Source organism: [Anoxybacillus] calidus (genome assembly GCF_013760845.1).
In the GTDB taxonomy this organism is placed as follows: Bacteria; Bacillota; Bacilli; order Bacillales; family Anoxybacillaceae; genus Paranoxybacillus; species Paranoxybacillus calidus.
In genome coordinates this window covers 56,121-71,957 of sequence record NZ_JACDUU010000010.1, presented here as the reverse complement: position 1 = coordinate 71,957, position 15,837 = coordinate 56,121, and the positions used below count along the sequence as shown (strand labels likewise).

Sequence of the window (15,837 nt, the reverse complement as noted above, 5' to 3'; positions counted from 1 at the left end):
CATTCATCCGCTCCTTTGATTGATCCGTTTAGGAGCAGTATAGACAAAGGTGGATGGGGATTAAACATGTCGGAATTTCAAACTGAATTTATATAGTATGTAGTATGAACAACTCATGAACATATCTTGCTATCCTCTCGCTTCCATATAAAATGCGGAGAGAAATTTTCTTACGTTAATGCGGCACTTCGTCGTTTTCTCACCTGCTTCCAACTCCTGCATACGCAAGCGAATTTCTTCAAAATCAAATAAACGGGGGGCAAAGTGCTCAAAGGTAGGATTCGTATAATCCGTCAAGCCAAGTGAAGCCAAGTGGGTGAAAGCTTGAAAGACCATGCGGCGAATTCGCTGCTCCATAGCACGCATCTCTCTTTGTAACGAATTTTCGTCTTCATTCCCATGCATCTGACGCAGTATTTGCCTATATAATTCCTTTAGCTGAGGCAAATCGTTTAACGGCTGGTCTTTCTCTTCTTTTTCAGCGAGCCATTGCATAACTAGCAACAAATCAGATGCTCCAGCTTCACCAGCAATTCCTAATAGCAGAAGAAGCTGGCGCACCTTCTGTTGAAGGGTGTTCTTCTCATAAACGCCTAATCTTGTTTTATCTCCATCACGATGACCGCTCTCTCCTTTTTCATCTATCTCCTGTACCAATCTGCGAATAGAATGAAGTGAAGAGACAAGAGACAGATGGTTAGAGACCCGTTTCAATACAGATACGACTTCATAACGGTTAATCGGTTTTTGAATATATGTATCTACACCTTGTAGATAAGCTTGACCAATCATTTCTTTATTTTCTACTTGGGAAATCATAACGAATTGACCAGTAAATCCTTCTGCTTTTAATTTTTTCATCGTTTGAATGCCATCAAGTCCTGGCATAAGCAAGTCAATCAGCACAACATCAACCGAATACAACTGATCAATCGATACATCTAGTCCATCTTCCGCCTGTCCTACCACCTCGCCCAGACCGTTTTCCGTAATCATTTTCTCCAGCATTTTTCGAACAACCCGGTCATCGTCAATAAGAAAGAAACGAAGCGACATCAGGCCTCCTCCTCTCGAAGTAATTGGTCAGTTGGTATTCTTACTTGAAATTGCGTCCTATCGTCATCATCATAAGTTAATTGTATGCATCCATTTAAACTTTCAACAATCTCTTTCGCATGCGTTAGACCGATTCCCGTCGATGGGTTGCCTTGTTCATCATATTTTGTAGTAAATCCTGGTTGAAACACCCAATCCCAGTCTTCTTTTGGAATTCCCGGTCCAGAGTCCGTCACATAAAACACAGTTTCGCCTTTATCCAGTTCTACCCGCAGTTCAATCCAACCCGAATATGAAATTGCTTCCACTGAGTTAGCCACTAAATTGTTTAGCACTGAAAGAAGGGCATATATCTGATTGGTAAACAAATTCACATTACATTTTTCTTCAAAACGAATACATTTTCCTAAAAGTTCCGCATATTTTTGATTGGCACGGATGACCATTCCACAAAGTTCAGCAATATTGATACGTAGGGCAAAATCCTCTTGACGTATCAGCTTAGACAGACCGGCTAAAATTCGTTGCGAATCTTTTTTCACTTCATGTACATGTTCAGCAATATATAAAGCCATGCTCGGCTCTACCTTTTCCGACTCGAGCAGACGTGTATAAAGCTGGTAGCTTTTCCGCGTAATTTCCTCCATATGTGTCATCGACTTACGTAAATAGAACACTTCTTCATAAAGACTTGTATTAATCATAACAAGACGTTCGAGTTCTTTGCGACGCGCTTCTCCTAAAGCTTTTATTTGGCGAATGGATAAAATATTGTACAATCCCACTACAGAAAAGCTACGCAAGATACCGAACAAAAGCAACATAAAAATAGATTCCTTTATAATAAGTGGGGATTCACCAATTAGCTGTCGAATCGATAATTCAATGATGTTGGAAGCAAAATCAATGACCGCCCCAATTAATCCTACTCGAATCGGAAACTCTGTATACTGGCTCGTCCTCGTAAAATAAACAAACAAAGCAAAACTAAAATAATAAAAAGCTGCTGGAAAATGAGTCAATAGACTGTCGTACCACGATAGATGTCCCATCATTATATCGATGGCTACCCGAAATCCTGTAATAAACACTCCCGTACAAAAACCAGCAAGAAGAGTAGGAACGGAATGAAACCATAGCAATCCGAAAAAGAAAGCAACACTTCCCAACGAAAATCGAAACGTACCACCGAATGGAGTCACTTTCATTTCTCCGAAAAAAGCTGTAGCCAGCATAATAGCTAGCAACAACAATAAACGATCACGCATTGAACTCCCCTTTTACACCATGAAAATAATAACTCCATTTCCTAATTATTAATAAATTATATTAGGAAATGGAGATTTAGCAATAAAAAAGTAAAAATATTTAAAATTATTTGTTTTCTAATCGTTTGGAAATCAAGGATAATGAATAATTCACTGTAAAATACATGAGAGCAACGAGCAGGAAAATAGGAATGACATAGTTGACATTTCTTCCATTAATAATTTGAGCATGATTCATCAGCTCTGGCAAAGCAATGACTACAGCCAATGACGTGTCTTTCAATAAAGCGATAAACTGGCTTACAATTGGTGGTACCATGCGCCGCAATGCTTGCGGCAATATAACATGCCACATCGTTTGTATATAAGTGAGACCAGATGCCCGTGCTGCTTCAATTTGCCCTTTTTCAATCGAATTTAACCCGCTTCGCACAATTTCTGATAGCATCGCTGATTCAAAAATGACAAGAGCCAAAATCGCCGCATATAATTTATCCAACTTCAAGCCTACTTCCGGCAGAGCGAAGTAGGTAAAGAAAATAATCAATAACAGCGGAAGATTGCGAATCGTCTCAACCCCTACTGTCAAAACTTGAGCAACAACAGGGATTCGAGCGTAACGCAACACCCCTATGACAATTCCAATCGCAAAACTGAGCACAATCGATATAAATGCTACTTCAAGCGTAACTAAAAAACCTTCGAACAAAAATTTAAGATGAATAGGAGAGTATGCACCAATAAAATCCATTTTATCTCCCCCCCTTTATCGGCTTCTTGCCAAGCGACGCTCGAGAAAACCGACGCCGAGGCTTAGTGGAACGGTTAATACAAGATAAAACATCGCTACAAAAATGTAAACATCGAACGTAACAAACGTTTCAGATGAAATTAAGTCTCCGAAATACATTAAATCAAGCCCAGCAATAACTCCCAATATGGAAGAATTTTTTACTAGGTTAATAAACTGATTGCCCAGCGGTGGAATAACAATTTTGATGGCTTGAGGCAAAATAATGTAGCGCATGGTTTGCAAATAGGTAAGACCTGATGAACGTGCTGCCTCCATCTGTCCTTTAGGAACGGAAAGAATTCCGGCGCGAATCACTTCAGCGATAAAAGCGGCCGTGTAAACAGTAAGCCCTAAAGTTCCAGCAGTGAACGAATCCAAACGAACTCCAAGCGCTGGGAACCCAAAGAAAAAAACAAATACAACTAGAATCAGTGGTATATTTCGGATAAATTCGACGTATGCTGCTCCGAACCAATTTAACGGTCTTACTGGTGCAATCCGAAATACAGCGATCACGATTCCTATCAGTAAGCTACCCAGTAAGGCAAGAAGACTGGCTTTCACCGTGTGGCCAAACCCTTGCATATACATATCCCAATAGTCAACAATAATCGAAAAATCAAGCATCGTGTTGTCTCTCCCCCTTTTTCTCCTTCAGAAGAAGCAAATGAGCGGCAGGGAATCCGCTCATCTACTTACACCTTCTTTATTGTTTCGGCTTTTGGCCCATCCATTTCTCATAAATTTTGTCATATTCGCCGCTCTCTTTTAACTCTTTTAGATATTCATTAATCACTTGCAAAAACTCCTGATCGCCTTTTCTCACAGCGATTCCATAAGGTTCCTCTGTAAATGTTTCATCAACTACTCGATAATTAGGGTCTTGCTTCGCCATACCAAAAAGGATCGCGTTATCGGTCGTCAATGCATCACCTTGTCCTGCTTTTAATGCTGTAAATGCCTCCGCATAGTTTTCAAATTCTAAAACCGTCGCTTCAGGAGCTTTTTCACGAATGTTTTGCGCAGAAGTCGATCCTTTTGCGGTTAAAACAGTTACACCTTTTTTGATATCTTTCAAACCGTTAATGTTGCTGTCTTTTTTCACGAGCAATGATTGACCAGCCTTGAAATATACATCAGAAAAGTCAACCTCTTTCTTCCGCTCTTCTGTAATCGTCATCGTCGCGATAATCGCATCGATTTCCCCATTATTCAACATTGGAATACGCGTTTTGGAAGTTACTTCTTTCAGTTCAATTTTATTTTCATCACCAAGAATTTTCTTTGCCAATCCTTTGGCAATGTCAATATCAAAACCTTCTACTTTCCCCGTTTGAGGGTCTTTTAACCCGAAAAGATTCAAATCATATTTAACACCAACAACGAGTTTGCCTCTTTCTTTAATTTTCTCTAACGTATTTCCTTCCGTTGTACTCGTTTCCTTCGTTTTGTCTTCTCCTCCCGTTTCGGTTCCACCGCTGCATCCTACTAACATTGTGGCGCTAAGCATAGCAGTAAGTCCAATGCCAATCACTTTTTTCCATACATTTTTCCATTTCATACAAAATAGCCCCCTTTTCATTGGTTAATGATTAAGAATTCTGCTCAAAAATAATCGAGCCCGTTCTTCGCGAGGATTGGCAAAAAACTCTTCAGGCGGCGCTTCTTCGAGAATTCTTCCTTGATCCATGAAGACGATGCGATCGGCTACTTCACGAGCAAAGCCCATTTCATGAGTAACAACTACCATCGTCATTCCTTCCTTTGTCAGCTTTTTCATCACATCAAGCACTTCCCCAATTGTCTCTGGGTCAAGCGCTGAAGTTGGCTCATCGAACAACATGATTTTAGGGTTCATCGCCAACCCGCGGGCAATCGCTACACGCTGTTGTTGGCCGCCTGATAACTCGGATGGATAAGCGTTCGCCTTATCAGGTATTCCGACCTTTTCCAAGTAATACATCGCCGTTTCCTTTGCTTCCTTCTCAGAAATGCCTAACACCTTTATAGGCGCCAACGTGATATTCTGCAGAACGGTTTTGTGCGGATAAAGATTAAAATGCTGAAACACCATGCCGATGTTGCGCCGCAGTTTATTAATATCCGTATTTTTGTCGTTTACCTTTACGTTGTCGACAATCAATTCACCGCTCGTAATCGTTTCAAGTCGATTTATGCAGCGTACGAGCGTGCTTTTTCCAGAACCAGAAGGCCCAATAATAACGACTACTTCTCCTTGATTAATGTGAAGATTGATATCTTTGAGGACATGAAAATTTCCGTAATGTTTATTGACTTGATGAAAACTAATCAAAGAAGCCCCCCCTTCCTTTTTTACTTTTCACTCCGCTAGCCAATCATGCTGATATTTGAAACTGTTGAAGCCATTGAACTGGTAGTAGTTCCTCTTCGTCCAATTAGAACAATGCTCAACAGTCGTGAACAATCAACAATATTGTTTCACAGAGTTATTTTTAAAAAATTCGTTTTCTTCTGAATTGATTGTAATTATAAATCTACTGAAATCTACACGAAACAACAGTAAAAAACTTAATAAGAAGAGAAATTGGCCATGTATGAGAAATTTTTGTTCTCTTAGACTTAAAAACTTGGAACAAATGATTATTACAAATGATATGTATGAAAATTACCCTTTTATTCTTTTATTTTGTAGATTCTCTCCGGTCTTCCAACTGATCCGTACGATATATCAGCAGTAACAAGGGAGATAGATACAAGATATTCTAAATACCTTCTCGTTGTTGTCCTGCTCGCTCCAATTTGTTGCCCCACCTCCTCAGCTGTCATTCCATTTTTATGTTTCTTGATGATAGCCATTACCTTATCAAGCGTTAAACGGTTGATTCCTTTAGGAAGGTTTTCATCGATGCGTTCCCTATTTCCTTTACCAATCAATTTATCAATTTCATCTTGATTAATCGTTTCTTTTTCATTCATTAATCGATTCATTGTATGATAGTAATCTTTATATTTGTTTAATGTCTCTTTAAACCGATCCAATATGACCGGTTTAATAATATAATCAAAAATACCTCCATGTATTGCTTGCTTTAAAGCTTCGATTTCTTTCGCTGCAGTAATCATAATGACATCCATATTTGTAAAATTTTCTCTAATCCATTTCAGCAAATGAAGCCCTGACATATCAGGGAAATAAATGTCTAACAAAATGAGTTGTGGCTGTAATATTTCAATTTGCTCTTTTGCTTCCCTTTCATTCGTTGCTATTCCAATGACGGCATAACCGGGTACTTTCTCTACAAACCGACGATTAATTTCTGCAATCCGCTTATCATCTTCAACAATGAAAGTTTGTATCAGTTGAGCGTTTTTATTTAAGACCATATATCCCATAACTCCCCTCATTTTTTATATTTTGGAATAACAATGGTAAAAATCGTGCCTCCTTCAGGGAATGTATCAAATGTAAGATATCCATTTAAAGTTCCTAAAGCCTTTTTTACTAAATCAAGTCCGTATCCCCTCCCAGTTGCGGCTTTTGTAGAAAAACCTCTATCAAAAATCTTTTCGCAAATCTCCTTTGGAATACCAGGGCCAGTATCTTCCACCTCAATAATTAAATCTTCACCAAGATCCGTTAAAAATACAGTCACTCTTCTCTCTTTTTGATGATTTTGTAAAACAGATTCCATGGCATTATCAATAACATTTCCGATAATAGTTACAAGACTATCTCGGTTTATTTTTTTCGGGACGTCTTTGAAACTGCTTTCACGGTGAATATCAAATGTGATTTTTAATTCATTAGCCCGATTGAATTTACCAATTAATAACCCTCCAATAATTGGATCAGGTATTTCAGTCATAATAAATCGAATGAAATTTTGCTGCACGTTCGATTCTTTTGTGATTAATTCAAGCGCTTCATCGTATTGTTCTAACTGAATAAGACCTGAAATTAAATACAGTTTATTAGAAAATTCATGCGTTTGTGCCCGAAGTGCTTCAGCATAGCTTTTCACCTGTGCAAGCTCCTGAGTTAGCTGATAAAGCTCCGATTTATTCCGAAACGTTGAAACAGCACCGATTACAACGCCACTTTTGTCAACAATAGGGATACGATTCGTAATAACAATTTGTTCTCCTACCAACATTTCATCATCATATTCTGCCTTTCCAGTCTTGATAATTTCCAATAGCTTTGAGTTTGGAACGATATCAAAAATATGTTTTCCTATCATCTCTTTTTCGGGTACATTTAATATCGACATCGCTGTCGGGTTCACCATCGTAATCATTCCATCGGCATTAATCGCAACGATTCCTTCTCTTATCGCCTCAAGGATTGCCTGTTTTTCTTGATACAATAATCCGATTTGTTTTGGCTCTAAACCATGAATCGCTTTTTTCACTCCGCGGGCAATTGCAATGGAACCAATAGCTCCCAATGTTAATGCAACAATCCCAGTCATCAAAACTCTCCATTGGTACGGCCATGTTATCGCATGGATATCTTCAATCAGAAAACCAACAGAAACAAGTCCAATGACATTTCCGTCATCGTCAAAAATAGGAGCTTTCCCTCTTATCGAAGGTCCCAACGATCCTACTGCCTCGCTAACAACTGCTTTTCCTGAAAGGGCCGCATCATTATCTCCACCGACCATTTTCTTGCCGATTCGTTCAGGAATGGGGTGAGAATAGCGAATTCCTTCCGTATTGCCAACAACAACAAATTCCGCTCCAGTTTTCCGTCGAACTTCTTCAGCATATGGTTGTATCATTTTTGATGGTTCCGCCTCTTTAAATGCGTTTTTAACAGTAGGACTAGAGGCAACCGCCTCTGCCACCCCCAAAGCCCTTAAGCCGATTTGCTCCTTTAAAGTAACAGATAACATATGCTGGAATAATAGTTCTAAAAATAAAGTGACGAACAGAATGAGTGAACATATAATTAAAATCAACTTGCTTTGTAGTTTCATAAGCTCCCCCAAATGTTCAATAAAGTGAAACTTCATCAGTGGGAGTTCTCCATCCCTACTGATGTTAGTTGAATTTATCGCACTTCTCGCGTCCGTAAGTCTCCCACCTGTAGAGGTGGAAATAGCGGACGATTAGAACGGGATAAATGAAAGAAAGACTAACTACCTAAGGCAGTAAGTCTTTCTCCTTTTCTTATGCTTCTTCGCTAATAACTAATGTTTTTCCTCTTACTTTAAGCAAAATCGGTACAATAATCCATAAAAGAGCAGTGATAATGAAAACAAGAGAAATTGGCTTTTCGACAAATACCATAAAATCTCCGTTTGAAGCAGTGAGTGCTCTTCTCATGTTATTTTCAATCATTGGTCCAAGCACCAGCCCGAGTACAAGCGGTGCGAGCGGAAAATCGTTAGAAGCTAACAAGTATCCGGCTAAACCACAGCCAATTAGGAGAAGCAAATCAAATGTCGTTACTTGAACTGCATATACACCAAAAATAGAAATGGCAATAATAATCGGAATTAAATACTTTGGAGGCGTCTCAATAATCTTCGCAAATACTTTTACTAAAGGCATATTTAAAATCAATAACATAAGATTTCCAATGAACATACTTGCAATTAATCCCCAAGCAACATCTGGATGCTCATCAAATAAAAGCGGTCCGGGCTGTATGTTATACATAATGAGTGCTCCCATTAAAATAGCAGTTGTTCCTGAGCCAGGAATCCCCAGTGTTAATAAGGGAATCATCGCACCACCAGAGGCGGCATTATTGGCTGACTCAGGAGCAGCAACTCCAGCAATTGTCCCTTTTCCGAATTTCTCAGGATTTTTACTAATCTTTTTCTCAAAAATATAGGAGAAAAAGGAAGCAAGCGTAGCTCCTGCGCCTGGTAATACCCCAACGAAAAATCCTAATAAAGAGCCACGAACGATGGGCCCTGAACTTTCCTTCAACTCTTGTTTCGAAGGGAGAATTCTGCCGACTTTTGCAACTTCCCCGTCATTTTCTTCTTTATGAAGAATGGCTTTAAATACTTCACCAAGAGCAAACACTCCTACAGCAATCGTGAGAAATTCTAAGCCGCCGTAAAGGACAGAAATATCATACGTAAACCTCGCTACACCAGATACTGCATCAATCCCGATTGTCGAAAGCAACAAACCAAAAACCGTCATCATCCATGCTTTTGTCATGGAATTTCCTGCAAGTCCGCTCACAGCAGCTAATCCAAGCAGCATGAGTGAAAAATACTCAGCAGGTCCAAATTTCAATGCAATTTTAGAAAGCGGTTCGGCAAGAAGGGTAAGTGCGATGAGCGCTACAATCCCAGCAAAAAAGGAACCAATTGCCGCAATGGAAAGGGCTGAGCCCGCTCTTCCTTGCTTCGCCATCTGATAACCATCTAATGTCGTAACAACCGAAGAAGATTCACCGGGTGTATTTAATAAAATAGAAGTCGTTGAGCCGCCATACATCGCACCATAGTAAACACCCGCAAGTAAAATAATCGAACTTGTTGCCGCTTCAGCCGGTTCTAAGCCACTTGTCATTGATGCGGTTACAGGTATTAACAAAGCAACTCCACTCATCGGCCCTATACCTGGTAATACTCCAACAGCCGTCCCAATTAATACGCCTACGAATGCAAAAAGCAAATTGTGCGGCAGCAATGCCGTTTGAAATCCGTCTAACAAGAAATTGATTACATCCATCGTTCTCGTCCTCCTGTCTAACTAAACCAAATTGGCCACCCAGGTAAAGTTCCTTGCAAAATTTTTACATACACATAATAGACACCAAAGGAGAACGCTCCTGCTATGAATATCGTTTTTAACAACTTCCCTTTTTCCATCGTCTGAAATCCGATTATAAGGAAAAGAAAAGTTGTTATCACATATCCCACCGGTTCAAGCAAGATCGCATAAAGAATAGCTGCTGCTAAAATAATGAGAAATTTTTTGTATTGCACCTTCTTTTTTTGCAAGTGACCAGCATTGTATTTCAACGTTTCGAGTAAAAGCTTGATGCTAAGCAAAACGAGAATTAATCCTAAAAGAAATGGAAACACATTCGGTCCTACGTTACTTCCGTAAGCATTTTTAGAAATTCTAAAGCTCTCCAACATAAACGCTGCACCAATCATAAGAAATATGAAGCCAGCGTAACGATCAAACGTTTTATTCATCACACGCCTCCTCGTTCACCATAATGGAAACAGAGCAGGCTGACCGAGCATGTGTCTGACTTCAGGCACCAATATATAAGACTCTTACTAAAGATGTCCTATATATGGTAGTTATGAGGTCTGACACTTTACTTTAAGTCAGCCCCTATATGTTTTTTCCTTATTTATTCATTCCTAAAGATTTCAACATGTCACCAATGAGCTGTTCCTGTTCTTCTAGGAATTTCACAAAGTCTTCAGGACCTTTGTATTCTGCCTGCCAGCCATGAGCCTCTAATTCTGCTTTCCACTTTTCGTGTTCAGAAAGTTTTTTCAACGTATCTGTCCAGTATTGTTTTGCCTCTTCTGACATTTCTTTAGGACCAAAAACACCGCGCCAGATCGTAAATTCTGTATCGATTCCTAGCTCCTTCATCGTCGGGACATCTTTTAAGTCTCCTTCAAGACGTTCTGGAGAAGATACTGCAAGAACTTTCACTTTTCCCGCTTTTAAGTATTCTCCTACTGTAGATGCGTCTGTTGCAATTACATCGGCATTTCCACCAAGCAACGCTGCAATCGCTTCTCCTCCACCGTCGTAGGAAACATATTTAACCTTCTTTGGATCAAGGCCTGACTTATAAATCGGGAGAACTGCGACTAAATGATCCATTGAACCTGGACCCGAACCACCCGCTACTGTTACTGACTTTGGCTCTTTCTTTATTTCTTCAATCACTTGCTGCAAAGAATTAAATTTTGAGTCAGCCTTTACAACAATTGCTCCATAATCTTTTGTTAATTGGGCAAGCGGTGTTGTATCTTTGTAACCAAATGGACTATTCCCTTCTTCCTTTAAATGGTTAATAATGATTGGCGGAGAATTCACAAACAATTTGTAATCGTTCTTTTTATCTTGAGTAGCGTATTCCGCCATGAACACAGTTCCTCCACCGCCAGGTTTATTCTCAACTGTCATCGTTTGCTTAACAAGCCCTGTCTCATTAAGCGCTTTCGTTAATGCCCTAGCCGTTAAATCCCATCCTCCGCCTGCACCTGAAGGCGCAACAACGACAATAGGTTTTTCAGGATAATTTGACTTGGATGTGGAAGCCTTATTAGCTTCGCTGCTTCCACATGCGGTAAGACCTAAACTAAAAATTCCTGCCATAAAAAGTTGCAGCCATTTCTTTTTACCTTTAAACATACGTTTTACCCCCTTCATTCAACAAATTGATAACGCTTACACCTTTTAACGGAATTATATCAAGAATATTCAGAATTAAAAGGTTATAAAAATAAAAAACATTTTGTTCATTAAGTTCATAAAATCCCAAAAGCATATGGATTTTTCTCCTAATAAAAAAGGAGAGCGAATCACATTCGTGAAGCTCTCCTTTCTAATGATCCTATCTATCTTTCAGCACGATTTGACTGGAACAGGCACTTAACTATTTGTTTAACAATTTAATAAACTCGCGCATGAATACAGGCAAATCCGGCCATGCGTGAGCAGATACGAGGTTATTGTCGACATGAGTTGTTTCAGAAACATAGGTAGCGCCCAACGCTTCGACACCTGGTTTGCAAGCAATATACGCTGTCATGCTACGACCTTTAATGACTTCAGGAATCGTTTCAAACACAAGCGATGCATGGCAAATAGCAGCAATTGGTTTATTGGCCTCGAAGAAGTGTTTGACAATTTTTTGTACATTTTCATCAAGGCGAATATATTCAGGCGCACGTCCTCCTGGAATGATGAGGCCATCGTACTGTGTTGGATCAACTTCTGAAAAAGCGGCATGAGCATCAATGAGATAACCTGGCTTTTCGACGTATGTGTCCCAATCAGCAAAATCATGAACAACTGTATGTAATTTCTTTTTCTTTGGTGCCGCAATCGTCACTTCAAAACCTTCCTCTAACAAACGATAGTATGGATAGTACACCTCTAATGCTTCTACTGCATCTCCTGTCAAAATTAACACTTTTTTACTCATTCGTGACATCCTCCTCGTCTATTTGCCATTTTTACACTTTCATCATATCGGAATTCTCCAGAAATGAAAAGTAAAATGCTTATAATCTATATCTTTAAGCAGCGACAAACCATGCGCTGTTTGCTAGATAAAAGTGTGCATCATACATTTGCATGTCATTTAGGAAAAAGCGTTGATTCGGGTCATCTTCTCATTTGAAAACTCCTATTAATCTATGAATATGGACGATAACAGGTGCTTTGCTCGAGCAGGTTTTCCTTCATCTCGCGTCTGTATCCCTTCCATTTTATATTATATTGCGTAGGATTCCATATGAGGGCTCGAAAGAAAATGTTCGTGTGCTTCGTGAAGTGTTCTTTTCACATGAGGATGAACTTTTCGATTCGATGATTGGAGGAAACTAGCGGTTGCACCTTTATTAAAGTCGCAGTTAGGAAAAAATCGAGGTAAAAACAATAAAAAGCGGAACAAGAGAGCATTTTGTTTGCGATCAAGAAAAGAAGGAGAGCTCGTTCCTTTGACATCCAAGCTCTCCTTTTCTTTTATCCTATTTTTCAAAGCAACTAAACTACGATCCTAAATAACTAGATTTAATAGCGCGATAAATCCTAAAGCAACGACCGAAATAATCGTTTCCATGACGGTCCACGTCATCAATGTTTCTTTTACCGTCATCCCGAAATATTCCTTAATCATCCAGAAACCAGAATCGTTGACGTGGGATAGAATGAGCGAACCGGCTCCAGTGGCAAGCACTAGTAATTCTGTATTCGTGCCTGGGATGCTAGCTGCAATCGGCGCGACAATGCCAGCTGCCGTCATCATCGATACTGTTGCCGAACCTGTGGCAACACGAATCAATGCAGCGATTCCCCATCCTAAAAGCAGTGGAGAAATATGTGAATGTTTGGCCAAATCGGCAATTTGCGTACCAATACCAGAATCAAGTAACACTTTATTAAATGCCCCACCTGCACCGATGACAAGTAAGATATTCGCTACTGGTCCTAGGCAATCATTCGCAAATTTTAATACTTTATCTCGATTAAATCCTCGAGCATAACCGAGACTGAAAAACGAGTAAATAGTGGCAATTAATAGTGCTACAATTGGATCGCCAATAAAATGCAATATTTTCGCCAGTTGTGTTGTTTTATCTAACGTTACATCAGCAACGGACGCAATGAGCATTAAAAACACTGGAAGTAAAATCGTAAATAATGTATTAACAAATCCAGGAAGCTCTTTTGTTTCTTTATGTTGCACAAGCTGTTCAGCAATATCTGTCGGCACTTTTTTATGTATACGGGAGCCAATCCACTTACCGAAAATCGGACCAGCAATGATGGCTGTTGGAAGCCCGATAATTAAAGAATACAGAATGGTGCGTCCTACATCCGCCTTAAAAATCCCTACTGCCGCCATAGCTGCTGGATGCGGAGGAACAAGACCATGCACAACCGATAATCCAGCGACAAGCGGAATTCCGATTGTAACAAGAGAAATACCGGTTTCCATCGCAATCGTAAACACAAGAGGGATCAATAAGACAAACCCAACTTGGAAAAACACAGGGATACCAACTAAGAACGCAACTACCATCATCGCCCAATGAACGCGCTTTTGACCGAAACGATTAATGAGCGTTTTGGCAATTCGCTCTGCCCCACCTGACTCTGCCATCATTTTCCCAAGCATCGTACCAAGAGCTAAAACAATCGCTAAAAATCCTAATGTGTTTCCAAGACCTGCTTTAATCGAATCAATAATGCCGGGAGTTTCTGGGGAAGGCGCTACTAAAGGCATTCCCATCGCCAAACCTACGCCAACCGCTGTTAAGATTAAGGCAACAAACGGATGAAGCTTCGCTACTGTAATTAAAAGAAGTAAGACAATAATTGCTGTAATAACAATTCCAATTCCCATCATCTTTCCCCCTATCCCTTTCTTTGAAATGAAGCGATGACATCAAATTCATCTTTTAAGCGATGGTATAAACGTTCATACATATAAAATAATTCTAAATATAAGGATGTATTGTTTTTGTTTGGAGTGTGATGAGACGTAATATGAATCCATTCTTTAACAGTTTCAAGTGAATGAATTTCACCAAGCGCATAAAGCGCCAGCACCGCTGCTCCTAATGCAGAAGCTTCGTGAGTTTCTGGAACAAGAAGCTCTTTTCCCATCATATCGGACAGCATTTGTCGCCAAAACGGTGATTTCGCAAATCCACCCGACACGCGAATTTCTGACAATGGTCCTGTTAAATCACGAATCGCTAGAGCGACAGAAAATACGCTCATACACACGCCTTCCATCACCGCGCGAATAAAATGTTCACGCTTATGATGAAGGCTAATCCCAAAAAATGTACCTCTTGCATTCGCGTTCCAATACGGTGCACGTTCCCCTGATAAAAAAGGAAGGAATAATAACCCCTCTGAACCAGCCGGAACGTTCTGTGCATATTGAATCAGTAAATCATATGGATCGATACCAAGTTTTTTCGCTACTTCTCGTTCTGGACTGCCGAACTCGTCACGCAGCCATCTTAGAAGAATACCACCGTTATTCGTTGGTCCTCCAATGACCCAATGATTTTCGGTAAGCGCATAACAAAAGGTTCTCCCTTTTTCATCTGTTTTTTGTACAGGGGAAATCGTACGAACAGCACCGCTTGTTCCAATCGTAATCGCTGCTTCTCCCGGTAAAACAGCCCCTACTCCTACATTCGCAAGTACACCGTCACTCGCTCCAACAATTACAGGTATATCCGGATCAAGCGTCATTTGTTCAGCCCATTCTTTTTTCATGCCGCGCAACATGTATGTTGTTGGAACAGGCTCTGATAAATGATTGCGCGTAATCCCAAGAAGATTTAATCCATCGATATCCCAATCAAGCGTATCAAGACGGAATAATCCAGTTGCTGAAGCGATCGAGTAATCAACCACGTATTGAGAATATAGCTGATAAAGTACATACTCTTTAATCGAAACAAATTTATGAACTTTATCAAATAATTCTGGCATTTCCTCCTTCATCCAAAGTAATTTTGGAAGAGGAGACATCGGATGGATTGGCGTTCCTGTTCTCTTATAAATCGCTAATCCATTCATTTCTTTTAAAAGGCGCTCTGATTGCATCACGCTTCGATTGTCGGCCCAAATAATGCAACGAGTAAGAGGACGACCTGATTCATCTAATGCAATAAGCGAATGCATGGCTGCGCTAAATCCTAAAGCTTTTACTTGATGAGGAAAAATGTTCGCTTTTTTCATGGCAGCGCTTACACTTTTGATAACAGCTGAGAAAATCACATCGGGATCCTGTTCCGCCCAACCGGGATGCGGCTGTACAATCGGATAATCAATCGCATGTGAGGAAACGACTTTACCGCGTTCTCCAAATGCTACGGCTTTGGTACTTGTCGTTCCTATATCAACTCCAATAACAATGTTTCTATTCTTATCCACGGTAACCCTCGCCTCTTTTCTCACATGATATCATTCACTTGTTCTAAATAGATCACAAACACCTATAAGAAAAACGAAAGGAACTCTCCCACATAAAAATTA

At 39.9% G+C, this 15,837-nt stretch carries 14 protein-coding genes; all 14 read right to left on the bottom strand.

The window, feature by feature from the left end:
• Window positions 1-129: 129 nt before the first annotated feature.
• The 14 genes from HNQ85_RS15955 to gntK all read right to left on the bottom strand — a co-directional run bounded on the left by HNQ85_RS15955 (window position 130) and on the right by gntK (window position 15,735).
• A complete protein-coding gene (locus HNQ85_RS15955; protein ID WP_181538717.1) occupies window positions 130-1,056 on the bottom strand; it encodes a response regulator in 927 nt (308 codons plus the stop codon).
• The gene (locus tag HNQ85_RS15950; RefSeq protein ID WP_181538716.1) at window positions 1,056-2,324 is read right to left on the bottom strand and encodes a sensor histidine kinase; all 1,269 of its coding nucleotides are present in this window, start codon (window positions 2,322-2,324) and stop codon (window positions 1,056-1,058) included. The genes HNQ85_RS15955 and HNQ85_RS15950 overlap by 1 nt, the downstream gene beginning before the upstream one ends.
• 106 nt (window positions 2,325-2,430) lie before the next feature.
• The gene (locus tag HNQ85_RS15945) at window positions 2,431-3,075 is read right to left on the bottom strand and encodes an amino acid ABC transporter permease (RefSeq protein WP_181538715.1); all 645 of its coding nucleotides are present in this window, start codon (window positions 3,073-3,075) and stop codon (window positions 2,431-2,433) included.
• A 15-nt stretch (window positions 3,076-3,090) separates the two neighbouring features.
• Entirely contained in the window at window positions 3,091-3,744 is a 654-nt protein-coding gene (locus tag HNQ85_RS15940) for an amino acid ABC transporter permease (protein ID WP_181538714.1), read from the bottom strand.
• Window positions 3,745-3,823: 79 nt separating this feature from the next.
• Window positions 3,824-4,678 carry a transporter substrate-binding domain-containing protein gene (locus HNQ85_RS15935; RefSeq protein WP_181538713.1) on the bottom strand — a complete coding sequence of 285 codons (855 nt, stop codon included), beginning with the start codon at window positions 4,676-4,678 and terminating at the stop codon, window positions 3,824-3,826.
• Window positions 4,679-4,702: 24 nt separating this feature from the next.
• Window positions 4,703-5,431, bottom strand: a complete 729-nt coding sequence (locus tag HNQ85_RS15930) for an amino acid ABC transporter ATP-binding protein (protein WP_181538712.1) — start codon at window positions 5,429-5,431, stop codon at window positions 4,703-4,705.
• Window positions 5,432-5,772: 341 nt separating this feature from the next.
• A complete protein-coding gene (locus HNQ85_RS15925) occupies window positions 5,773-6,492 on the bottom strand; it encodes a response regulator (protein ID WP_246326899.1) in 720 nt (239 codons plus the stop codon).
• Window positions 6,493-6,500: 8 nt separating this feature from the next.
• Window positions 6,501-8,081, bottom strand: a complete 1,581-nt coding sequence (locus HNQ85_RS15920) for an ATP-binding protein (RefSeq protein WP_181538711.1) — start codon at window positions 8,079-8,081, stop codon at window positions 6,501-6,503.
• Between the two features lie 193 nt (window positions 8,082-8,274).
• Window positions 8,275-9,801 carry a tripartite tricarboxylate transporter permease gene (locus HNQ85_RS15915; protein ID WP_181538710.1) on the bottom strand — a complete coding sequence of 509 codons (1,527 nt, stop codon included), beginning with the start codon at window positions 9,799-9,801 and terminating at the stop codon, window positions 8,275-8,277.
• A 17-nt stretch (window positions 9,802-9,818) separates the two neighbouring features.
• On the bottom strand, window positions 9,819-10,274 hold the full coding sequence (locus HNQ85_RS15910) for a tripartite tricarboxylate transporter TctB family protein (RefSeq protein WP_181538709.1): 456 nt from the start codon (window positions 10,272-10,274) through the stop codon (window positions 9,819-9,821).
• Window positions 10,275-10,434: 160 nt separating this feature from the next.
• Window positions 10,435-11,460, bottom strand: a complete 1,026-nt coding sequence (locus HNQ85_RS15905; RefSeq protein ID WP_181538708.1) for a Bug family tripartite tricarboxylate transporter substrate binding protein — start codon at window positions 11,458-11,460, stop codon at window positions 10,435-10,437.
• Window positions 11,461-11,704: 244 nt separating this feature from the next.
• Window positions 11,705-12,256: a DJ-1/PfpI family protein gene (locus HNQ85_RS15900; RefSeq protein ID WP_181538707.1), complete on the bottom strand. Its 552-nt coding sequence runs from the start codon at window positions 12,254-12,256 to the stop codon at window positions 11,705-11,707.
• 576 nt (window positions 12,257-12,832) lie between these two features.
• Window positions 12,833-14,182 carry a GntP family permease gene (locus HNQ85_RS15895; RefSeq protein ID WP_181538706.1) on the bottom strand — a complete coding sequence of 450 codons (1,350 nt, stop codon included), beginning with the start codon at window positions 14,180-14,182 and terminating at the stop codon, window positions 12,833-12,835.
• Between the two features lie 11 nt (window positions 14,183-14,193).
• Window positions 14,194-15,735: a gluconokinase gene (gntK, locus tag HNQ85_RS15890; RefSeq protein ID WP_181538705.1), complete on the bottom strand. Its 1,542-nt coding sequence runs from the start codon at window positions 15,733-15,735 to the stop codon at window positions 14,194-14,196.
• Window positions 15,736-15,837: the final 102 nt, after the last annotated feature.

Coding starts and splice junctions, on each gene's coding strand:
- HNQ85_RS15955 (WP_181538717.1), bottom strand. CDS start 1,056: ATGTCGCTTCGTTTCTTTCTTATTGACGATGACCGGGTTGTTCGAAAA.
- HNQ85_RS15950 (WP_181538716.1), bottom strand. CDS start 2,324: ATGCGTGATCGTTTATTGTTGTTGCTAGCTATTATGCTGGCTACAGCT.
- HNQ85_RS15945 (WP_181538715.1), bottom strand. CDS start 3,075: ATGGATTTTATTGGTGCATACTCTCCTATTCATCTTAAATTTTTGTTC.
- HNQ85_RS15940 (WP_181538714.1), bottom strand. CDS start 3,744: ATGCTTGATTTTTCGATTATTGTTGACTATTGGGATATGTATATGCAA.
- HNQ85_RS15935 (WP_181538713.1), bottom strand. CDS start 4,678: ATGAAATGGAAAAATGTATGGAAAAAAGTGATTGGCATTGGACTTACT.
- HNQ85_RS15925 (WP_246326899.1), bottom strand. CDS start 6,492: ATGGGATATATGGTCTTAAATAAAAACGCTCAACTGATACAAACTTTC.
- HNQ85_RS15920 (WP_181538711.1), bottom strand. CDS start 8,081: ATGAAACTACAAAGCAAGTTGATTTTAATTATATGTTCACTCATTCTG.
- HNQ85_RS15915 (WP_181538710.1), bottom strand. CDS start 9,801: ATGGATGTAATCAATTTCTTGTTAGACGGATTTCAAACGGCATTGCTG.
- HNQ85_RS15910 (WP_181538709.1), bottom strand. CDS start 10,274: ATGAATAAAACGTTTGATCGTTACGCTGGCTTCATATTTCTTATGATT.
- HNQ85_RS15905 (WP_181538708.1), bottom strand. CDS start 11,460: ATGTTTAAAGGTAAAAAGAAATGGCTGCAACTTTTTATGGCAGGAATT.
- HNQ85_RS15900 (WP_181538707.1), bottom strand. CDS start 12,256: ATGAGTAAAAAAGTGTTAATTTTGACAGGAGATGCAGTAGAAGCATTA.
- HNQ85_RS15895 (WP_181538706.1), bottom strand. CDS start 14,182: ATGGGAATTGGAATTGTTATTACAGCAATTATTGTCTTACTTCTTTTA.